The 15,666-nt window shown below is 46.5% G+C and carries 16 protein-coding genes; 13 read left to right on the top strand and 3 right to left on the bottom strand.

The window, feature by feature from the left end; all coding sequences use genetic code 11:
- Positions 1-6 precede the first annotated feature (6 nt).
- Positions 7-1,491, top strand: a complete 1,485-nt coding sequence (gene gltD / locus MHI54_RS00080) for a glutamate synthase small subunit (RefSeq protein WP_340082082.1) — start codon at positions 7-9, stop codon at positions 1,489-1,491.
- A gap of 171 nt (positions 1,492-1,662) precedes the next feature.
- A complete protein-coding gene (locus MHI54_RS00075) occupies positions 1,663-2,958 on the top strand; it encodes a globin-coupled sensor protein (RefSeq protein WP_340082081.1) in 1,296 nt (431 codons plus the stop codon).
- A 42-nt stretch (positions 2,959-3,000) separates the two neighbouring features.
- On the opposite strand, the gene MHI54_RS00070 is transcribed toward MHI54_RS00075, so the two are convergent.
- Positions 3,001-3,303 carry a hypothetical protein gene (locus tag MHI54_RS00070; protein ID WP_095215166.1) on the bottom strand — a complete coding sequence of 101 codons (303 nt, stop codon included), beginning with the start codon at positions 3,301-3,303 and terminating at the stop codon, positions 3,001-3,003.
- 206 nt (positions 3,304-3,509) lie between these two features.
- Here MHI54_RS00070 and MHI54_RS00065 point away from each other — a divergent pair, with 206 nt between their 5' ends.
- The 4 genes from MHI54_RS00065 to MHI54_RS00050 all read left to right on the top strand — a co-directional run bounded on the left by MHI54_RS00065 (position 3,510) and on the right by MHI54_RS00050 (position 6,987).
- Positions 3,510-4,583: a branched-chain amino acid aminotransferase gene (locus MHI54_RS00065; protein WP_095215167.1), complete on the top strand. Its 1,074-nt coding sequence runs from the start codon at positions 3,510-3,512 to the stop codon at positions 4,581-4,583.
- 309 nt (positions 4,584-4,892) lie between these two features.
- Positions 4,893-5,984 carry a glutamate 5-kinase gene (proB, locus tag MHI54_RS00060; RefSeq protein ID WP_340082080.1) on the top strand — a complete coding sequence of 364 codons (1,092 nt, stop codon included), beginning with the start codon at positions 4,893-4,895 and terminating at the stop codon, positions 5,982-5,984.
- A gap of 68 nt (positions 5,985-6,052) precedes the next feature.
- Complete coding sequence (locus MHI54_RS00055) at positions 6,053-6,181, top strand: hypothetical protein (RefSeq protein ID WP_255374703.1); 129 nt, start codon at positions 6,053-6,055, stop codon at positions 6,179-6,181.
- Between the two features lie 11 nt (positions 6,182-6,192).
- Positions 6,193-6,987: an SDR family oxidoreductase gene (locus tag MHI54_RS00050; RefSeq protein WP_340082079.1), complete on the top strand. Its 795-nt coding sequence runs from the start codon at positions 6,193-6,195 to the stop codon at positions 6,985-6,987.
- A gap of 1 nt (position 6,988) precedes the next feature.
- On the opposite strand, the gene shc is transcribed toward MHI54_RS00050, so the two are convergent.
- Complete coding sequence (gene shc / locus MHI54_RS00045) at positions 6,989-8,851, bottom strand: squalene--hopene cyclase (RefSeq protein WP_095215170.1); 1,863 nt, start codon at positions 8,849-8,851, stop codon at positions 6,989-6,991.
- A gap of 119 nt (positions 8,852-8,970) precedes the next feature.
- On the opposite strand from shc, the gene MHI54_RS00040 reads away from it, so the two are divergent.
- The 4 genes from MHI54_RS00040 (at position 8,971) to MHI54_RS00025 (ending at position 12,789) form a co-directional block, all read left to right on the top strand.
- Positions 8,971-9,942, top strand: coding sequence for a zinc-binding dehydrogenase (locus MHI54_RS00040; protein WP_340082078.1), 972 nt, complete (start codon positions 8,971-8,973; stop codon positions 9,940-9,942).
- A 27-nt stretch (positions 9,943-9,969) separates the two neighbouring features.
- A complete protein-coding gene (locus MHI54_RS00035; protein WP_095215174.1) occupies positions 9,970-10,737 on the top strand; it encodes an exodeoxyribonuclease III in 768 nt (255 codons plus the stop codon).
- Positions 10,738-10,854: 117 nt separating this feature from the next.
- Positions 10,855-12,330: a D-alanyl-D-alanine carboxypeptidase/D-alanyl-D-alanine-endopeptidase gene (dacB, locus tag MHI54_RS00030; protein WP_340082077.1), complete on the top strand. Its 1,476-nt coding sequence runs from the start codon at positions 10,855-10,857 to the stop codon at positions 12,328-12,330.
- Between the two features lie 117 nt (positions 12,331-12,447).
- The gene (locus tag MHI54_RS00025; RefSeq protein WP_095215176.1) at positions 12,448-12,789 is read left to right on the top strand and encodes a bh protein; all 342 of its coding nucleotides are present in this window, start codon (positions 12,448-12,450) and stop codon (positions 12,787-12,789) included.
- Between the two features lie 15 nt (positions 12,790-12,804).
- On the opposite strand, the gene MHI54_RS00020 is transcribed toward MHI54_RS00025, so the two are convergent.
- Positions 12,805-13,020 (bottom strand): hypothetical protein, encoded by a 216-nt coding sequence (locus MHI54_RS00020; RefSeq protein ID WP_340082076.1) that lies wholly within the window; start codon positions 13,018-13,020, stop codon positions 12,805-12,807.
- Between the two features lie 238 nt (positions 13,021-13,258).
- On the opposite strand from MHI54_RS00020, the gene MHI54_RS00015 reads away from it, so the two are divergent.
- From MHI54_RS00015 to MHI54_RS00005, 3 genes are all read left to right on the top strand, one after another.
- Positions 13,259-13,780, top strand: a complete 522-nt coding sequence (locus MHI54_RS00015; RefSeq protein ID WP_095215178.1) for a DUF2812 domain-containing protein — start codon at positions 13,259-13,261, stop codon at positions 13,778-13,780.
- A gap of 292 nt (positions 13,781-14,072) precedes the next feature.
- Positions 14,073-15,050: a ring-cleaving dioxygenase gene (locus MHI54_RS00010; RefSeq protein ID WP_095215179.1), complete on the top strand. Its 978-nt coding sequence runs from the start codon at positions 14,073-14,075 to the stop codon at positions 15,048-15,050.
- Between the two features lie 110 nt (positions 15,051-15,160).
- A complete protein-coding gene (locus MHI54_RS00005) occupies positions 15,161-15,622 on the top strand; it encodes a CBS domain-containing protein (protein ID WP_095215180.1) in 462 nt (153 codons plus the stop codon).
- Positions 15,623-15,666 lie beyond the last annotated feature (44 nt).

Here is a 15,666-nt window from a genome sequence, read left to right as displayed (position 1 = left end):
GGAAGTATGGGGAAAGCAACCGGTTTTATCGACTACAAAAGAGAAGAAGCAAGGGAACGCGATCCAAAAACGCGCACCGGGGACTGGAACGAATACGCCGCTCCTTTCTCTGATGCTACACTGAAGACACAAGGGGCTCGCTGTATGGATTGCGGTACACCGTTCTGCCATATCGGTATGGAAATCGGCGGGAGCACATCCGGCTGTCCGATTTACAACCTGATCCCTGAGTGGAACGATCTTGTGTATAAGGGTAAATGGAAAGAAGCATTGGAAAGATTGATGCTGACAAATAACTTCCCGGAATTCACAGGGCGCGTCTGTCCTGCGCCTTGCGAGGGCTCCTGTACGGTGGCAATCAGCGATCCGGCAGTGGCCATCAAGAATATCGAGCGGGCAATCATCGATAAAGGCTTTGAGAACGGCTGGATTACGCCGCGCATCCCACAGGAACGGACGGGCAAAAAAGTGGCGATCGTCGGTTCTGGTCCGGCGGGCCTTGCAAGTGCCGATCAGCTGAACCAAGCCGGCCACTCCGTAACGGTTTACGAGCGTGCCGATCGAGCTGGCGGTTTGCTTATGTACGGCATTCCGAATATGAAGCTGGATAAAGCAGTGGTGGAGCGCCGGATCAATTTACTGCGCCAGGAAGGAATCGACTTCATCCTGAATACGGAAATCGGCAAGGACATCAGTGCCGATGAGCTTCGGGAACAGTATGACGCTGTCATCCTTTGTACAGGTGCCCAAAAGCAGCGTGATCTTGTCATCGAAGGAAGGGAAGCAAAGGGAATCCACATCGCAATGGATTATTTGACAGCTTCCACAAAAGCGCTGCTGGATGACAAACGGACGATTCAGCCTGAATTCGATGCGGCTGGTAAAGATGTCATCGTCATCGGCGGCGGGGATACCGGTGCCGATTGTATCGCGACCGCCGTCCGCCAGGGAGCCAAAAGCGTCACCCAATTCGGCAAGCATCCACAGCTGCCCCTGGCTCGCAGTGCCGATAATCAATGGCCCGAATATCCGCATGTATTCGGTTTGGAATATGCACATAAAGAAGCGAAGGCGGTCTATGGGGAAGACCCGCGCCAATACTCCATCCAGACCACAAAATTCGTCATGGATGAGCAAGGCAATCTGAAAGAATTGCATACGATTGATATGCAGAAGGTCCGTAATGAGCAAGGTATGTTCGTCTACCAAGAAGTCGAAGGCTCCGAAAAAGTATGGCCTGCCGAGCTTGTATTGATCGCCATCGGCTTTGAAGGTACCGAAACGCCGCTTCTGACTGAATTCGGCGTCAATGTAACACCGAATAAACGGGTCGAAGCAGCATACGGAGACTATCGCACGAATGTCGAGAACGTATTTGCTGCCGGTGATGCCCGCCGCGGACAGAGTCTGATCGTCTGGGCGATCAACGAAGGAAGAGATGTGGCCAAACAAGTCGATCTCCAGCTGATGGGGGAGACGGTTTTACCTTGAACTTAAAGCAGAATTTCCGTTTGGCGGAAGTTCTGCTTTTATTATGGCTTGAAAAAGGAGAAGGAGCCAGCAACTTGTGAGAATTCCTGCCAGTATTTTGGCAGGACTCCTTCATTTTTTGGCTGTTCAACCGATAATTAGGAAATGGGGGATTCAATAAGGAGGAACATAATGTTATTGAAACGCAAAAAAGAGAAAAAAACAGACTCAGCGGGCGGTATCGATTTTACAAAAGGAACCAAGGCTGTCATGAAAGTCGAAGGCGAGCTCAAAAAACAGCTGGATATGATTCATCTGACAGAAGGGGACTTGCGTGTGCTTGCAAGGATGCAGCCGCTGGTCCAACAGGAGATCGAGAGTATCGTGACCCGTTTTTATCAAAACATCACGAATCAGGATAACTTGCTGGCGATCATCGAAAATAATAGTTCCGTTGACAGGCTGAAGCAGACGCTGAAGCGCCACATCCAGGAAATGTTCGATGGCAAAGTCGACGCAGACTATGTGGAGAAGCGCAAGCGCATTGCCTTGATACATGCCAAAATCGGCTTGGGGCCAAAATGGTATATGGGGGCTTTCCAGGACCTTCTGCAGCAGATGCTGTCCATTTATGAAAAACACATTACCGACTTTCATGATTACCGTACCGTAGTTTTGACTACGACGAAAATATTCAATATTGAACAGCAAATCGTATTGGATGCTTATAATACCGAACATGAACGTGTACATATAGAACATATCGAAACGCAGAATAAACTGCATGAGAGTATTCAAGCTACCTCCGAAAGCCTCACAAGTATATTCATGCAAGTGAACCATGCTGTGGAGGGACTGGTTGCATTCTCGGCGACGCTGACAGAGCAGAGCAATGAGACGAAACAGGCAGCAAAAGAAGTCGTGAACCACTCCGAGGAAGGACAAGCAGGACTTGTCTTTCAGCAGGAACGGATGCAGCGCATCGGGGATCAGATGGATATGGTACAGAAAGAACTGACAGCGCTGGAGCAAGCAGCTGCTAAAATCGGCAGCATCGTAGGCCTGGTAGAGGGCATTGCCGAGCAGACGAATCTGCTCTCGTTGAATGCTTCGATCGAATCGGCACGTGCAGGGGAGCAAGGGAAAGGATTTGCCGTTGTAGCAAGCGAGGTCCGGAAACTGGCGGAAGAGACGAAAACATCCGTATCCGATGTCACAGCGCTGATTCAAGATACCCATTCGCAAATCAGCAATGTAAGCAAGTATATGGCAGCCGCGGAAGAGCTGATTGCCAGCGGGACGCTACAGCTTGATGATGTAACGACTAAATTCGATAACATCATGACCCATTCCCAAAGCAATGAACAAATAAGCAGCCGTACCGAGGAAAGCATCAAACGATTTTCGGCTGAGCTCACGGATGTAAAGGGAGCCATGCTGCAAGCTGAAGGCATATTGCGTCAATTGAATGAATTGACAGAAGCATAAAGAAACCAGCAGTCGATCGACTGCTGGTTATTTGTCTTCAGATTATGTTTGTTTGAATTGCTGCTTTAATGCTGAGGGTGCTTGTTTGATCGAGGAGATGACTGTCTTTGTTCCTTCTGTGATGGATTGGATATTTTCCTGAATATCCTTTTGATGCTGCTGCAGTACAGCCTGTTCTTGTTTGATCGTCTGCATATCCGCTTGCATCGGTGCCATCGTCTTATTGATTTTGTTCTTCGTCGCCAGCATGGATTTCGCAGCCTTCATGATCATGACTGCTGCTATTGCGAGCGCAGCGACTATGATGATGCCACAAATGATCCACATGATTGTACCCGTTTCCATATGCCGTCCCTCCTTTATGTATCTGCTTTTCTTTTCCCTGATCTTTGTCCATCGTAACACATGGATAGTGATTTTGTTAAAATTTTAGGTTGAAACTGACTGATTTCTCCTTTATAATCTGTTGATAAGATATTGTTGTCGCAATATTCTATCATTAGGAACAATTTAAAGAAAAAGAAAATCTAAAATGACAGGGAGTCCTAGCTTTGAAACAACAAACCTTTGCTTTTACACGCAGCGAAAATTTAAAAGAGAAACCGGAAGCAAGCACGCTTCAATTCGGAAAGGTGTTTACCGATCATATGTTCACGATGGATTACACTGCCGAAGCTGGCTGGCATGATCCGCAAATCGTACCATATGCACCGCTCGAACTAAATCCTGCAGCCATGTGTTTCCACTATGGTCAAACTGTTTTTGAAGGCTTGAAAGCCTATTTGACGAAAGAAGGTAAGGTTCTGCTGTTCCGTCCGGATAAGAACTTCGAACGTATGAACCGCTCGAATGACAGACTATGCATTCCGCGCTTGGATGAAGAACTGGCCTTGGAAGCATTGCGACAGCTTATTTCGATCGAAAAGGATTGGATCCCGACTGCAGAAGGAACATCACTTTATATCCGTCCGTTCATCATCTCAACGGAACCGTTCCTTGGCGTAGCTGCATCTGCCAGCTACAAATTCATCATCATTCTGTCCCCTGTGGGAGCTTACTACAAAGAAGGTATCAATCCGGTAAGCATCGCAGTGGAGAATGACTATGTACGTGCAGTCAAAGGCGGTACCGGTGACGCGAAAACCGGCGGTAACTACGCTGCCAGCCTGAAAGCGCAGGAAGTTGCAGCAGAATCCGGCTTCTCCCAAGTCCTTTGGCTTGATGGAGTGGAGAAGAAATATGTCGAGGAAGTCGGCAGTATGAACGTATTCTTTAAAATCGACGGTGAAATCGTCACGCCTCAGCTGAATGGAAGCATCCTGCAAGGTGTCACACGAGATAGCGTACTTCATCTATTGAAGCATTGGGGATATCCTGTGACAGAACGCCGTGTGTCGATCGCCGAAGTGATCCAGGCTCAAAAAGAAGGCAGACTGGAAGAGGTATTCGGTACTGGTACAGCAGCAGTCATCTCTCCTGTCGGAAAACTGTTCCATGAAGGCGAAACATATGAGATCAACCAAGGTGTCACTGGTGAAGTAGCAAAACGGGTCTATGATACGATCGTCGGCATCCAGAAGGGCGAGCTGGAAGATACATTCGGCTGGACAGTCGAAGTGCATTAACTATCTGAGATGATCCGTAGGGAAGACAGTAAGCAGCACCCCCATCGCCGCGTCGTGGGGGTGCTGTTCTTTTTTATGAAACCAGCTTCAATCTTATTGCCCCTCCTGATGCCAGGGCTCATACTATCCGTTCCCCATCCTTTGGATCATTAATAAATATCATTCCTATGCTTGCTTCGGCGGATGCTCCGATCCCTGTTCTATTTATTCATTTTCAATGAAGTTTTTTGTTATTAAGCTAGGAGCTTCCGATATTTTGCTATATAATCGTTACTAAAATGAGTTATTGGACGAAAAGGTGAATGAGTGATGAAGAGAATAATCGTAAAAATAGGCAGCAGCATGCTGTCGGAACAAGGTGGGGGAATGAGCGAAGCGAAAATCCGCCGGCATACCGATCAAATCGCCGCTTTGATCAGGGAGGGGCACGAGGTCATCCTTGTATCATCCGGTGCAGTGGCAGCTGGTTTCCGTCAGCTCGGCTATCCGTCAAGACCTGTGACGATCGAAGGGAAGCAAGCTGCAGCCGCCATCGGACAAGGCTTGCTCGTACAAGCCTATACAGAAGCATTTGGTAAATATGATATGAAATGCGCGCAGCTGCTTTTGACCCGAGATGTGTTCACAAATGCCGATCAATATAATAACAGCTATAACACGCTGCAGGAGCTGCTGAAGCGGAATATCATCCCGATCATCAACGAAAATGATTCTGTATCCATCCGGGAGCTCACATTTGGTGATAATGATATGTTATCTGCTTATGTCAGCGGACTTGTCAAAGCTGATTTGCTTATTTTGATCACGGATGTGGATGGGATATACGACAAGAATCCGAATACATATCCTGATGCGAAGCGTTATCAGCGCCTGGATAGGATTCCGGCTGAAATGCAGGCTTCCATCGAACAGACTTCCGGGTCCAAAGTCGGCACCGGGGGCATGTATTCCAAGGTGCTGGCAGCCCAGACTGCACTCGAGTTGGGCGTGCCGGTATTCATCGGCACGACAAATGAGTCATCGACGCTGCTCGAGATCGCCAAAGGGAACGGCGCTGGGACATATATCGGGGATGAAGCATCCGAAGTACAGCGCAAAACCAAGCAATGGCTGACGCATCATGCCAGGGCGACAGGCAGTCTTACCATTGATGCCGGCGCAGCCGAGGCATTGCTGCAGAACGGCAAAAGCTTGCTGCCGATCGGTGTCACAGAGGTGCAAGGCACTTTTTCCGCATCAGCTGTTGTCGATATCAGGACATCGGATGGAGATACTATCGCTCGCGGAATCAGTGATATTTCATCGGCGGACCTTAGGGAAATGCTTATCAGCCGGGAGTCCGATCCAGCTTCGGTATGGCATAGGGCCGTCGTGCATCGAGATTATATCGTATTGCTGTGAACAAGCCGCCAAGCCTGTCTGCTCGGCGGCTTCGGTGTATAATGAGACCAAGGAAGGAGTGACAGCAGATGAAAGTAATCATGCTCGTCCAAACGATGTATAAAAACCAACTGCTCCGTGAAGGCGGTACATACGAGATTCCAGAAGACACAGCAGCTCGCTGGATCAGGAGTAAAATCGCCAAAGCAGCAGAGTAAGGAGGGATTTTATGGATTTAGGATTGACAGGGAAGACAGCATTGGTCGCAGCTGCCAGCAAAGGTCTGGGGAAGGCAACAGCCATGCAGTTCGCCAAGGAAGGCGCCTGTGTCCATATCATCAGCCGGGATGAACAAGCACTGAAACAGACAAGGGATGACATCATCAAAGAATCAGGTAATGCGCTTGTTTATTATTCTGTTTGTGATATTACGGATGCAAACGACATTTCCCGTGCAGTGGAATCCGCTAAGCAGCATACTGGTTCAATTGATATTCTAATCAATAATGCTGGCGGTCCGCCGGCCGGTAAACTGCTGGATTTCAGCGATGAAGACTGGCAGCAGGCTTTTGAACTGAATCTATTGAGCTTCGTTCGTTTTATTCGGTCAGCAGCTCCTATCATGAAGGAAAATGGCGGCGGTCATATTCTTAATATCGCTTCATCCTCCATTAAGCAATCCATTGATAACTTGCTGTTGTCCAATACATTTCGCGCTGGGATTGTCGGCTTGGCAAAGTCACTTTCACAGGAACTGGCACCAGACAATATTTTAATCAATACACTGGGGCCTGGGAAAATACATACCGATCGCGTTGACCAACTGGATCAGAAGACAGCCGATCAGCTTGGAAAAAGGCTGGATGAAGTCCAGGAGCAAAGCCAAGCGGCTATCCCGATGGGCAGATATGGTACGCCTGAAGAATTTGCCAACATGGCCGTTTTCCTTTGTTCTTCAGCTAATTCCTATATTACCGGACAGGCTTTCGTCATTGATGGCGGTATGGTTAAAAGTATTGGCTAAGCTAAGCCTTTGCCTTGAGCCGGTAATGGCTCAGAGCAAGCAGTGGAAAAATGTGCGGATAGCTTTCATAACGGATATAAAATTGGCCGGGAAGTCCGATCCCGGTCGGGTAGTCGATCGAGGCCTGCAGCAGAGGTTCTCTCAGCAAAAAGCTGATGCCTTGCTGTACCTCCTTGCTATCCTGTTCGCCGCTGGCAATCAAAGCATCAACTGCCCAAGCAGTCTGTACGACAGTACTGATCGGCAAATCTACATACGTTCCTACTTCCGCACTTCTACATGATTCCCCCCAGCCGCCATCCTCATGCTGAACAGCTTTCAGCCAGTTTACAGCACGTTTCACGTGTTTTTCTGACGGTTTTATGCCAACTGCTGCAAGGCCAGTCAAAGCAGCCCATGTACCGTACAAATAGCAAACTCCCCATCTGCCATACCATGATCCATTTAACTGCTGATGCTTATAAAGCCAGCGGATGGCTTTTTTCACATTGGAATGGTCTTTTTTCAAACTGGCATAAGTCCCGAGATATTCCATGACACGACCTGTCAGATCTGCAGTAGATGGATCGATCGCTGCATCTTCAGCATTTTCGATCGGCAGCTTACCAAGGATCCACCAATCTGTATCCTTCTCGAATGCAGCCCAGCCGCCGTCTTTGTTTTGCATTGCCAGCAAATAATCCGTTCCTTTTTTCCAGGCACGCTTGATGGAAAGATCTTCACGGGCCTGCCTTGTGATGGCGCGGAGTGCAGCGGAGGTATCATCGTTATCGGGATGATTCGTATTGATATCCGAAAATCCCCAGCCGCCTGGCTCGGCTCCTGGCTGATGAATTTGCCAGTCCGCCTTTTGGACATGCTGCCGCTGCAGCAGATAGTGATTGGCTGATTGAATCATCTTTTGTTTTACTGGAGCGCCTGCTTGCTGAAGTGCATAACTGAGCAATGCTGTATCCCAAACAGTTGAAGTGGAATTCTCTACATGGATGCCGTTGCAGTTTTCATTGACAAGAGAATGTATCCCTTTTAATGCCTGCTGTATCCTAGGATTATTTTCTTCATATCCTAGCGCCAGGTAGGCGTAGACCATGAAGAAGGTAGCACTTGCATAGCTGTAGAGTGTTCCATCTGATTCCGTACGTTCCTGCATATATTGTTCCGCGTATCGATAGCCGGCTCGATGCAGCCGAGCTGGCAAGCGAGCCAGACGGCTCCATTCATTGGTAATGGAACGAAATGGCGAACGAGCATCCGTAAAATCATCCCATTCTTCTTCATATAATAGATGTTCAAGCTGGATACTGTGCGAGCTGATCCGTTTGAACTTTTTATTTAATAACAGCAGCATGGGAACAAAATGGATTCTGGCGTATGAACTGAATTGGAAGAAATTGATTGGGAATGTGGTCGGTACAAGCAGAGCGGTCATTGGGAACTTTAAAAAAGTTGGCCATGGTATCATACCGTGTACAGCCAGCATGAAGCGAATCATAAAGTGCGCTTTGTTGATGCCGCCGTTTGTGCTGATGAAGCGTTCTGCTGCTCGGAGCTCCTGAGCAGGGATTCCTGAAAAACGAAGTGCTGCATAAGCCAAAACAGTAGCCGATAAGTTGCCGTTTCTTTCGCCGGGATATGCTGCCCAGCTTCCATCGTCTCGCTGCTTTTTCAGTAATTCAATTTTAAGTTTCTCGACTGTATCTGTTTCTCTATCGAATGAAGTGAAAGTGATTATATAGAAGCAATCTGTTAAAACAGCACCTTCAAAGCACATGCGCCAAGATCCATCCTTCTGCTGCAGCTCTTCAAGCTTTCCTATACGCTTCTCAATTGCCGTCTTCAGATCTTCCATGTTGACCTGGCTCATGATACAGCTCCTTTTCTCGAGAGTTGTGGAACGGAAAATATACTGCAATATGATAAAATATGCAGAGAAAAGCTGATTATGACTTGAGCATCTATGTCCCAATCAATAGGAGGCTTATTATGCGAGCGATTGTAGCAGCAAGCACGGGTGGTCCAGATGTGCTCGAATTTAGAAATCTTACAGTACCTGAACCATCAGCCGGGGAAGTAAGGATAAGGGTATTAAAAGCAAGTGTCCATTTTGCTGATATAAAAAAGCGAAAGGGCACAAAGGGGTCTGGCACCCCTGGTATACTAGGACTGGATGCTGTCGGAATCATTGATAAGCTAGGGCAAGATGTCAAAGGACTTCATATCGGCGATCGAGTTATCGCATTTGCAAAATCAGGCTCATATGCGGAATATGCTATAGCGAATGCTGTGCTTGTCTATCCGATTGCAGATCATGTTGATTCGTCTGTCGCTGCGGCTTGTCCGGTTCCTTCCTTTTTGTCGTTCATGCTGCTCGAGCGCGTTGGGAGACTCAGCAAAGGAGAAGCTGTGCTTGTTCATGCTGCATCAGGCGGGACAGGCCTTACATTGGTTCAGCTTGCAAGAAAACTAGGTGCAGGCAAAATAATAGGAACCGTAAGCGCAGATCAGAAAGCAGCTTTGCCTTTGGAACTTGGTGCTGATGTTTGTATTACTTATGATAATTTCCCAGATTCGGTTCGGAACCTGACAGATGGAGCTGGTGTTGACCTAATTTTAGACTCGCTTGCCGGAAATATAATGGAAGATAGTTTTACTTGTCTTGCACCCTATGGTAGATTAGTAAACTACGGGAATGCGAGCGGCGCAGCCGGGGGGATTAAAACATCAGACGTCCACGCAAGCTGCCGGTCTCTGCTTGGCTATAGCTTGGGAACGACTCGCAAAAAACGCCCAGAAGATTTGAAGTTTATTGCTGATCGAGTTATCAGCTTCGTAGAAAAAGAAGATATTACTTTTCCAAGCATAAAAGAATTCAAGCTCGAGGATGCGTTCAAAGCGCATCAGCTAATGGAAAGCAGAACACATGCAGGGAAAATAATCCTGCACATCACAGATTAGAGACAGACAACGGGGGAAATAGAGAAAATGAAGTTCGTATCATGGAATGTCAATGGAATCAGAGCTTGTGTAAAGAAAGGCTTTCTTGAATATTTTGAGGAACAAGATGCAGATTTCTTCTGCTTGCAGGAAACGAAGCTCCAGGAGGGTCAAATTGAATTAGATCTGCCTGGTTATCATCAATATTGGAATTATGCAGAGCGTAAAGGATACTCCGGTACTGCTGTGTTCACGAAGCATGAACCGCTGCATGTCACATATGGGTTGGAAGAAGGCGTCACGGAGCCTGAAGGACGCATCATCACGCTGGAGTATGATAATTTCTATTTGGTGACGGTTTATACACCGAACTCCAAACGAGATTTGACGCGATTGGCGGAGCGGCTGGAGTGGGAAGACAGGATCCTTGCGTATGTGCAGGAGCTGGACAGCCGCAAACCAGTCATTTTATGCGGTGATTTGAATGTGGCCCATCAAGAAATCGATCTGAAGAATCACAAGACGAATCATGGTAATTCCGGTTTCACGAAAGAAGAACGGGAAAAGATGACAGCCTTCCTTGCTTCCGGATTCGTGGATAGTTTCCGTTTCCTATATCCGGATCGCGAGGATGCTTACAGCTGGTGGTCTTATATGAATAAGGTGAGGGAGAGGAATATCGGCTGGCGCATTGATTATTTCATCGTCTCCCAGAGATGGAAGGACAAAATAGAAGAAGCGGAGATACATGCAGAGACGCTGGGCAGCGACCATTGCCCCGTATGCTTATATATCAAGAATGAAGACACCCTTTGATGGTGTCTTTTTTTTACCTTTGAGTAATATTTTAAATTATCTGATAGTTTGTTACACTACATACATATAGATGAAAACGTACAGGTTAAGCAGGGTATGCAAAAGGAGGAATTGCAGATGCTTCGCAAAATTGCGCGATTATTAGCTGTAATGCTTTTGTTTTTTGCTTGTTTGATCCCTCACGGGCATATCCGCGTAGCCGGAAAAGAGGATGCGATGAAAGAAAGGATTAATGAATACTTGGCAAGCGAGGAACAATTGCAGGGAGCGGCTGTTGCAATCCATATCGCTGAAGGCCAAACAGGCAAGACACTCTATGAAAGAAGCGCCGATCAGCGCATGCGTCCTGCATCCAATATGAAGCTTTTGACTGCTGCAGCTGTTTTGGATGGACTGGGGGCAGAACACCGGTTCGAAACGATCATTGCCACCGACGGCCGCATCTCGGCAGGACAGCTTCATGGGAACTTATATTTGATTGGTAAAGGTGATCCGTCTTTGACATATATGGACATCGGGCAGCTGGCAAAACAGCTTCGCAAAGCAGGAATCAAGAAAATACATGGTGATATCATCGCTGATGATACATATTTTGATCAGGAACGATATAGTGAAGATACTACCTGGAAAGATGAGTCGGCCTATTATGGTGCCGCAATCAGCGCTTTGACGGCAGCGCCGGATACCGATCATGATACAGGAACCGTAAAGGTTGTGGTGGATGCATCGTCTTCATCAGGAAAACCAAATGTGAGCATCATCCCTGCAACGGATTATGTGACCATACATAATCATGCAGTCATTTCCCAAGAGGGTGAAGCAGAATTGGAAGTGGTTCGAACGCATGGAAACAATGATATCGTCATTTCAGGCACAATTGCTCCAGGTGAAAAAGAGCAGGAATGGGTAGCTGTTTGGGAACCTGCCGAATATGTACTGCATTTGTTCCAGGAGAATCTCGAAGCTGCAGGAATTCAGGTGGATGGCGGCAGTAAAACAGCAAAGGCTCCAGCAAAGACGACGGAGCTTTTGCGCAAGGAATCTGCACCGCTTCAGCAATTGCTGCTTCCATTCATGAAGCTAAGCAATAATGGCCATGCCGAGATGTATGTCAAGCATATGGGCAGCAAGGAAAGAGCTGGGAACTGGGAAGATGGTATCGAACAAATCGAACGCTATCTTGATGGACTATTACCGACAGGGCAAATGGTCATTCGGGATGGTTCTGGTCTTTCACATGTGAATGGCATAACTGCCAGGCAGCTGACAGCATTGCTTGTACATGTTCAGAACGAGCCTTGGTCCCATGCTTTTGAACATTCCCTGCCGGTCGCTGGCGAACCGGAACGGATGATTGGCGGAACACTTCGCAATCGCTTCGCCGATAGTGAGCTGGCCGGAAAAATCAAGGCAAAGACAGGGACACTGACTGGAGTCAGTTCCTTGTCGGGCTATATGGAAACAAAATCAGGTGAACGAATAGTCTTCTCGATTCTGCTGAATGGGCTGCTGGATGAAGAAGAAGGACCCCGAATAGAAGAACGACTATTGAAAATCGTATACGAAGAGTTGAAAAACATGCATATAAATTGATGGAAATAGACAGGATATTGGCATGCAGATAGCGAAATGTTCTGAGTAGGAAGGATAAAAAAGCTGCAGAAGCCTTTTGGGTTCTAAAAAGCCAGACACAGGAAAGAGGAGATAACAGTGAAACGAAGCTGCATGGAAGCAGAGTTATATTGTATCCATTGTCGCGAGGAGTCTCCATTCACCATTACCTACATCAACGACAAGCTCAAGACGATTTGCTGTACTCAATGTCATCATGCGATTGATGTCCGGCTCGATTTGCAGAAGGAATTCAAGCAAGAATGGCAGAATCGCATCCTTTCCAAGCCTTCCAGGATGACGACAGAGTACAAAGATGATCTCAGTCAGTTCCTTTTCACGCTGCCGATCCGGCTGGCGAGCAAACCATATCGATTATATCAGGATATCAAAGAGTCGCGCATCATCATGCGGGATTTCAAAGATGTCAAGCATTGGTAAGCGCCTGGACACCGTTCAGGCGCTTTTATCTTGGGAATGATAATAAATGATCCCTCTTCTTACCGACAATGCCGACATCAAAATGCCGATTATCAAAAGTACCGCAAAGGCGTCCTTTTCATACACAGCAAGCAATATGGCACCCGCTTGAAACGAAAGGGCAGCTATCGTCAAGAATAAGAAACGTTTATCAAAAATAGCACTACGCAGAATATCACACTCCTTTTCCATTATATTACCATTCGTCATAAAAAATATCGATAGCCTCAATTGTAAAGATTATGGTATTATATCGTTATACGATATATATCGCGGTTCGATATAATAATGGGATAAGATGCCTTTCTGGCAGAATTGCATGATTACAGTAAAAGAAATGAAAGCTCTTTATACCAAAACAAAATAAACCATGAGTGATGAGGTAAAAAAACTGGATTGGCATCAGTGAAAAGCAAGCAGGGGGAGAATTATGTCAGAGAGAAAGAAGATAAGGAAATTTTTTTGGGCTTGGAGCGACGAGAAAGAAGAGGTATGGCTGCAGCGGATGGCGCAGGAAGGGTGGATCCTGGAGAGATACAGCTGGTTCACCTACACCTTTGAAGCTGCCGGACCGTCCAAATTGATATATCGGCTGGATTATCAATTCGGTATTCGAAACCAAGACTATTTCATGCTGTTCGAGGAAGATGGCTGGAAGCTGGTCAGTGCATTTGGAGGCTGGTATTATTTTTGCAAAGAAGACGACGGGACGGATAAATTGGAAATATATACAGACGCCCAATCAAAAGCGGCTAAATATAAGCATTTATCTAATGCCATTTTATTTCTTGTCCTGATGCATATACTATCATTCTGGCTGCCGATCATTTCGAGCGGAAGCAAAGCGCCTCTTTGGATAGGGATGATGATAGCGCCGATAACGTTATTGGGTGCCTTTGGTGTTTATATGCTAAAAAGAAAAGCAAAGAGACTAAAAGAATATCAACTATAGAAATAGAGCTCATTCTGTCCGATAAGAATGAGCTCTATTGTTTTTGCTTGAAATTGAAATCTATCGTAAAGAAGATCCGAGGCTGAAACTGGGGCTCTTTATAAAAGCCAGTGAGTAAAAACCGCGCCGCTCACATTTCAATTGCAGATAAAATTGAAGGAGATTGAAGAAATTGAAAGTGTGGGTGCTATTTCTTTAGCTTTCATTTGTTTGACATCATGCGGCAGATACGTCATAATATAATTATCTCGAATTCGAGGTAATTCCATCATCAGGCTGGAGTGTGATAAAGATGAATCATTTAAAAGGTATACACCATGTAACGGCAATTACGAGCAGTGCAGAAAAAAACTATGAGTTCTTCACATATGTACTTGGCATGCGTCTGGTCAAAAAAACAGTGAATCAGGATGATATCCAAACATATCACTTATTCTTTGCAGATGACAAAGGCAGTGCCGGAACAGATATGACATTCTTCGATTTCCCTGGTATTCCAAAAGGGACCCATGGCACGAATGAGATTTACAAGACATCCTTCAGAGTGCCGACTGACGCAGCATTGGATTATTGGGTGAATCGATTCGATCGTCTGCAAGTGAAACATCATGGCATCAAAGAGCAATTCGGCAAGAAGACATTATCCTTCGAGGATTTTGATGAGCAGCAATACCAGCTGATCAGTGACGAACTCGATGAGGGTGTTGCATCCGGGACACCATGGCAGAATGGTCCAGTACCATTGGAATTTGCCATCACAGGGCTGGGGCCGATTTTTGTACGGACAGCGCATATCGATTATTTCAAGGAAATGCTCGAAAAAGTACTGGTATTCCGCCCGGTTGCCCAAGAAGGATCCCTTTATTTGTATGAAGTGGGCGAAGGCGGAAACGGAGCGAGCGTCATCCTCGAGCACAATACGATTTTGCCAGATGGCAGACAAGGATTCGGGACTGTGCACCATGCTGCTTTCCGTGTAGAGGATCGTGCGGTATTGGAAGAGTGGATCGAACGTATGAACAGCTTCCAGTTCCAGACATCCGGCTACGTGGACCGTCATTTCTTTGAATCGCTATATTCCCGGGTTGCACCAGGAATTCTATTCGAATTCGCGACGGATGGTCCTGGATTCATGGGAGACGAGCCGTATGAGACACTTGGAGAGAAACTTTCTTTGCCGCCGTTCCTGGAACCAAAACGCGAACAAATCGAAAAACTTGTACGGCCGATCGATACAGTCCGGAGTACGAAGCATTTCGAAAAAGAATGATGATTTTTGACATCTGCTTATTTGGCAGATGTCTTTTTTTTAGCAAATTCAGTCATGTAAGCGTATAATAAAGTTGTAGCATTCATCCCATATAGAAGGTGGGCTTTTATATGAAAGCAAAAGACTTCATGATAACAGATGTAATAGCAGCGAACGAACAGGATACGGTAAAGCATGTACTTAAAACGTTTGTTGATCGGCGGATCAGCGGCATGCCGATACTGGACAAAGAACAGCGCATCGTAGGCGTCGTCAGTGACGGCGATATTCTGCGGGGGATCCAGCCGAAGGATGCAATCGTCTTTAATTATTTGCTTACAGTAAGCTTCAAAGCCGAGAAAATCGATAAGATCGTTGATGAACTGAAGGATCGTCCTATATTGAATCTGGCGAAGAAACGCGGGATCGTCACTGTCCACGAGGATGACGAAATGGAGGATGTAGTGAACATCCTGGCCAAACATCGCTTCAAGAAGATACCGGTTGTGAACGATCAGAAACAGGTGGTCGGGGTGATCAGCCGGGGAGATGTCCTGCGTACGATTCATTCCACTTTACTTAAAGCGCTTTGATGAAAAGCACTGACTCCACTTAAAGAGTCAGTGCTTTTTTATGT

The organism is Terribacillus sp. FSL K6-0262, assembly GCF_037977385.1.
Taxonomy (GTDB): Bacteria; Bacillota; Bacilli; order Bacillales; family Amphibacillaceae; genus Terribacillus.
Note: the sequence above shows the minus strand (reverse complement) of the source record. Positions and strands in the feature narration are given on the sequence as shown.

Bases quoted from the DNA above. Each gene is read 5' to 3' on its own strand.
- MHI54_RS00015 (WP_095215178.1), top strand. From the start codon at position 13,259: ATGTCAGAGAGAAAGAAGATAAGGAAATTTTTTTGGGCTTGGAGCGAC.
- dacB (WP_340082077.1), top strand. From the start codon at position 10,855: ATGCTTCGCAAAATTGCGCGATTATTAGCTGTAATGCTTTTGTTTTTT.
- MHI54_RS00010 (WP_095215179.1), top strand. From the start codon at position 14,073: ATGAATCATTTAAAAGGTATACACCATGTAACGGCAATTACGAGCAGT.
- shc (WP_095215170.1), bottom strand. From the start codon at position 8,851: ATGAGCCAGGTCAACATGGAAGATCTGAAGACGGCAATTGAGAAGCGT.
- MHI54_RS00035 (WP_095215174.1), top strand. From the start codon at position 9,970: ATGAAGTTCGTATCATGGAATGTCAATGGAATCAGAGCTTGTGTAAAG.
- MHI54_RS00055 (WP_255374703.1), top strand. From the start codon at position 6,053: ATGAAAGTAATCATGCTCGTCCAAACGATGTATAAAAACCAACTGCTC.
- MHI54_RS00005 (WP_095215180.1), top strand. From the start codon at position 15,161: ATGAAAGCAAAAGACTTCATGATAACAGATGTAATAGCAGCGAACGAA.
- proB (WP_340082080.1), top strand. From the start codon at position 4,893: ATGAAGAGAATAATCGTAAAAATAGGCAGCAGCATGCTGTCGGAACAA.
- gltD (WP_340082082.1), top strand. From the start codon at position 7: ATGGGGAAAGCAACCGGTTTTATCGACTACAAAAGAGAAGAAGCAAGG.
- MHI54_RS00070 (WP_095215166.1), bottom strand. From the start codon at position 3,303: ATGGAAACGGGTACAATCATGTGGATCATTTGTGGCATCATCATAGTC.
- MHI54_RS00075 (WP_340082081.1), top strand. From the start codon at position 1,663: ATGTTATTGAAACGCAAAAAAGAGAAAAAAACAGACTCAGCGGGCGGT.
- MHI54_RS00020 (WP_340082076.1), bottom strand. From the start codon at position 13,020: ATGGAAAAGGAGTGTGATATTCTGCGTAGTGCTATTTTTGATAAACGT.
- MHI54_RS00040 (WP_340082078.1), top strand. From the start codon at position 8,971: ATGCGAGCGATTGTAGCAGCAAGCACGGGTGGTCCAGATGTGCTCGAA.
- MHI54_RS00050 (WP_340082079.1), top strand. From the start codon at position 6,193: ATGGATTTAGGATTGACAGGGAAGACAGCATTGGTCGCAGCTGCCAGC.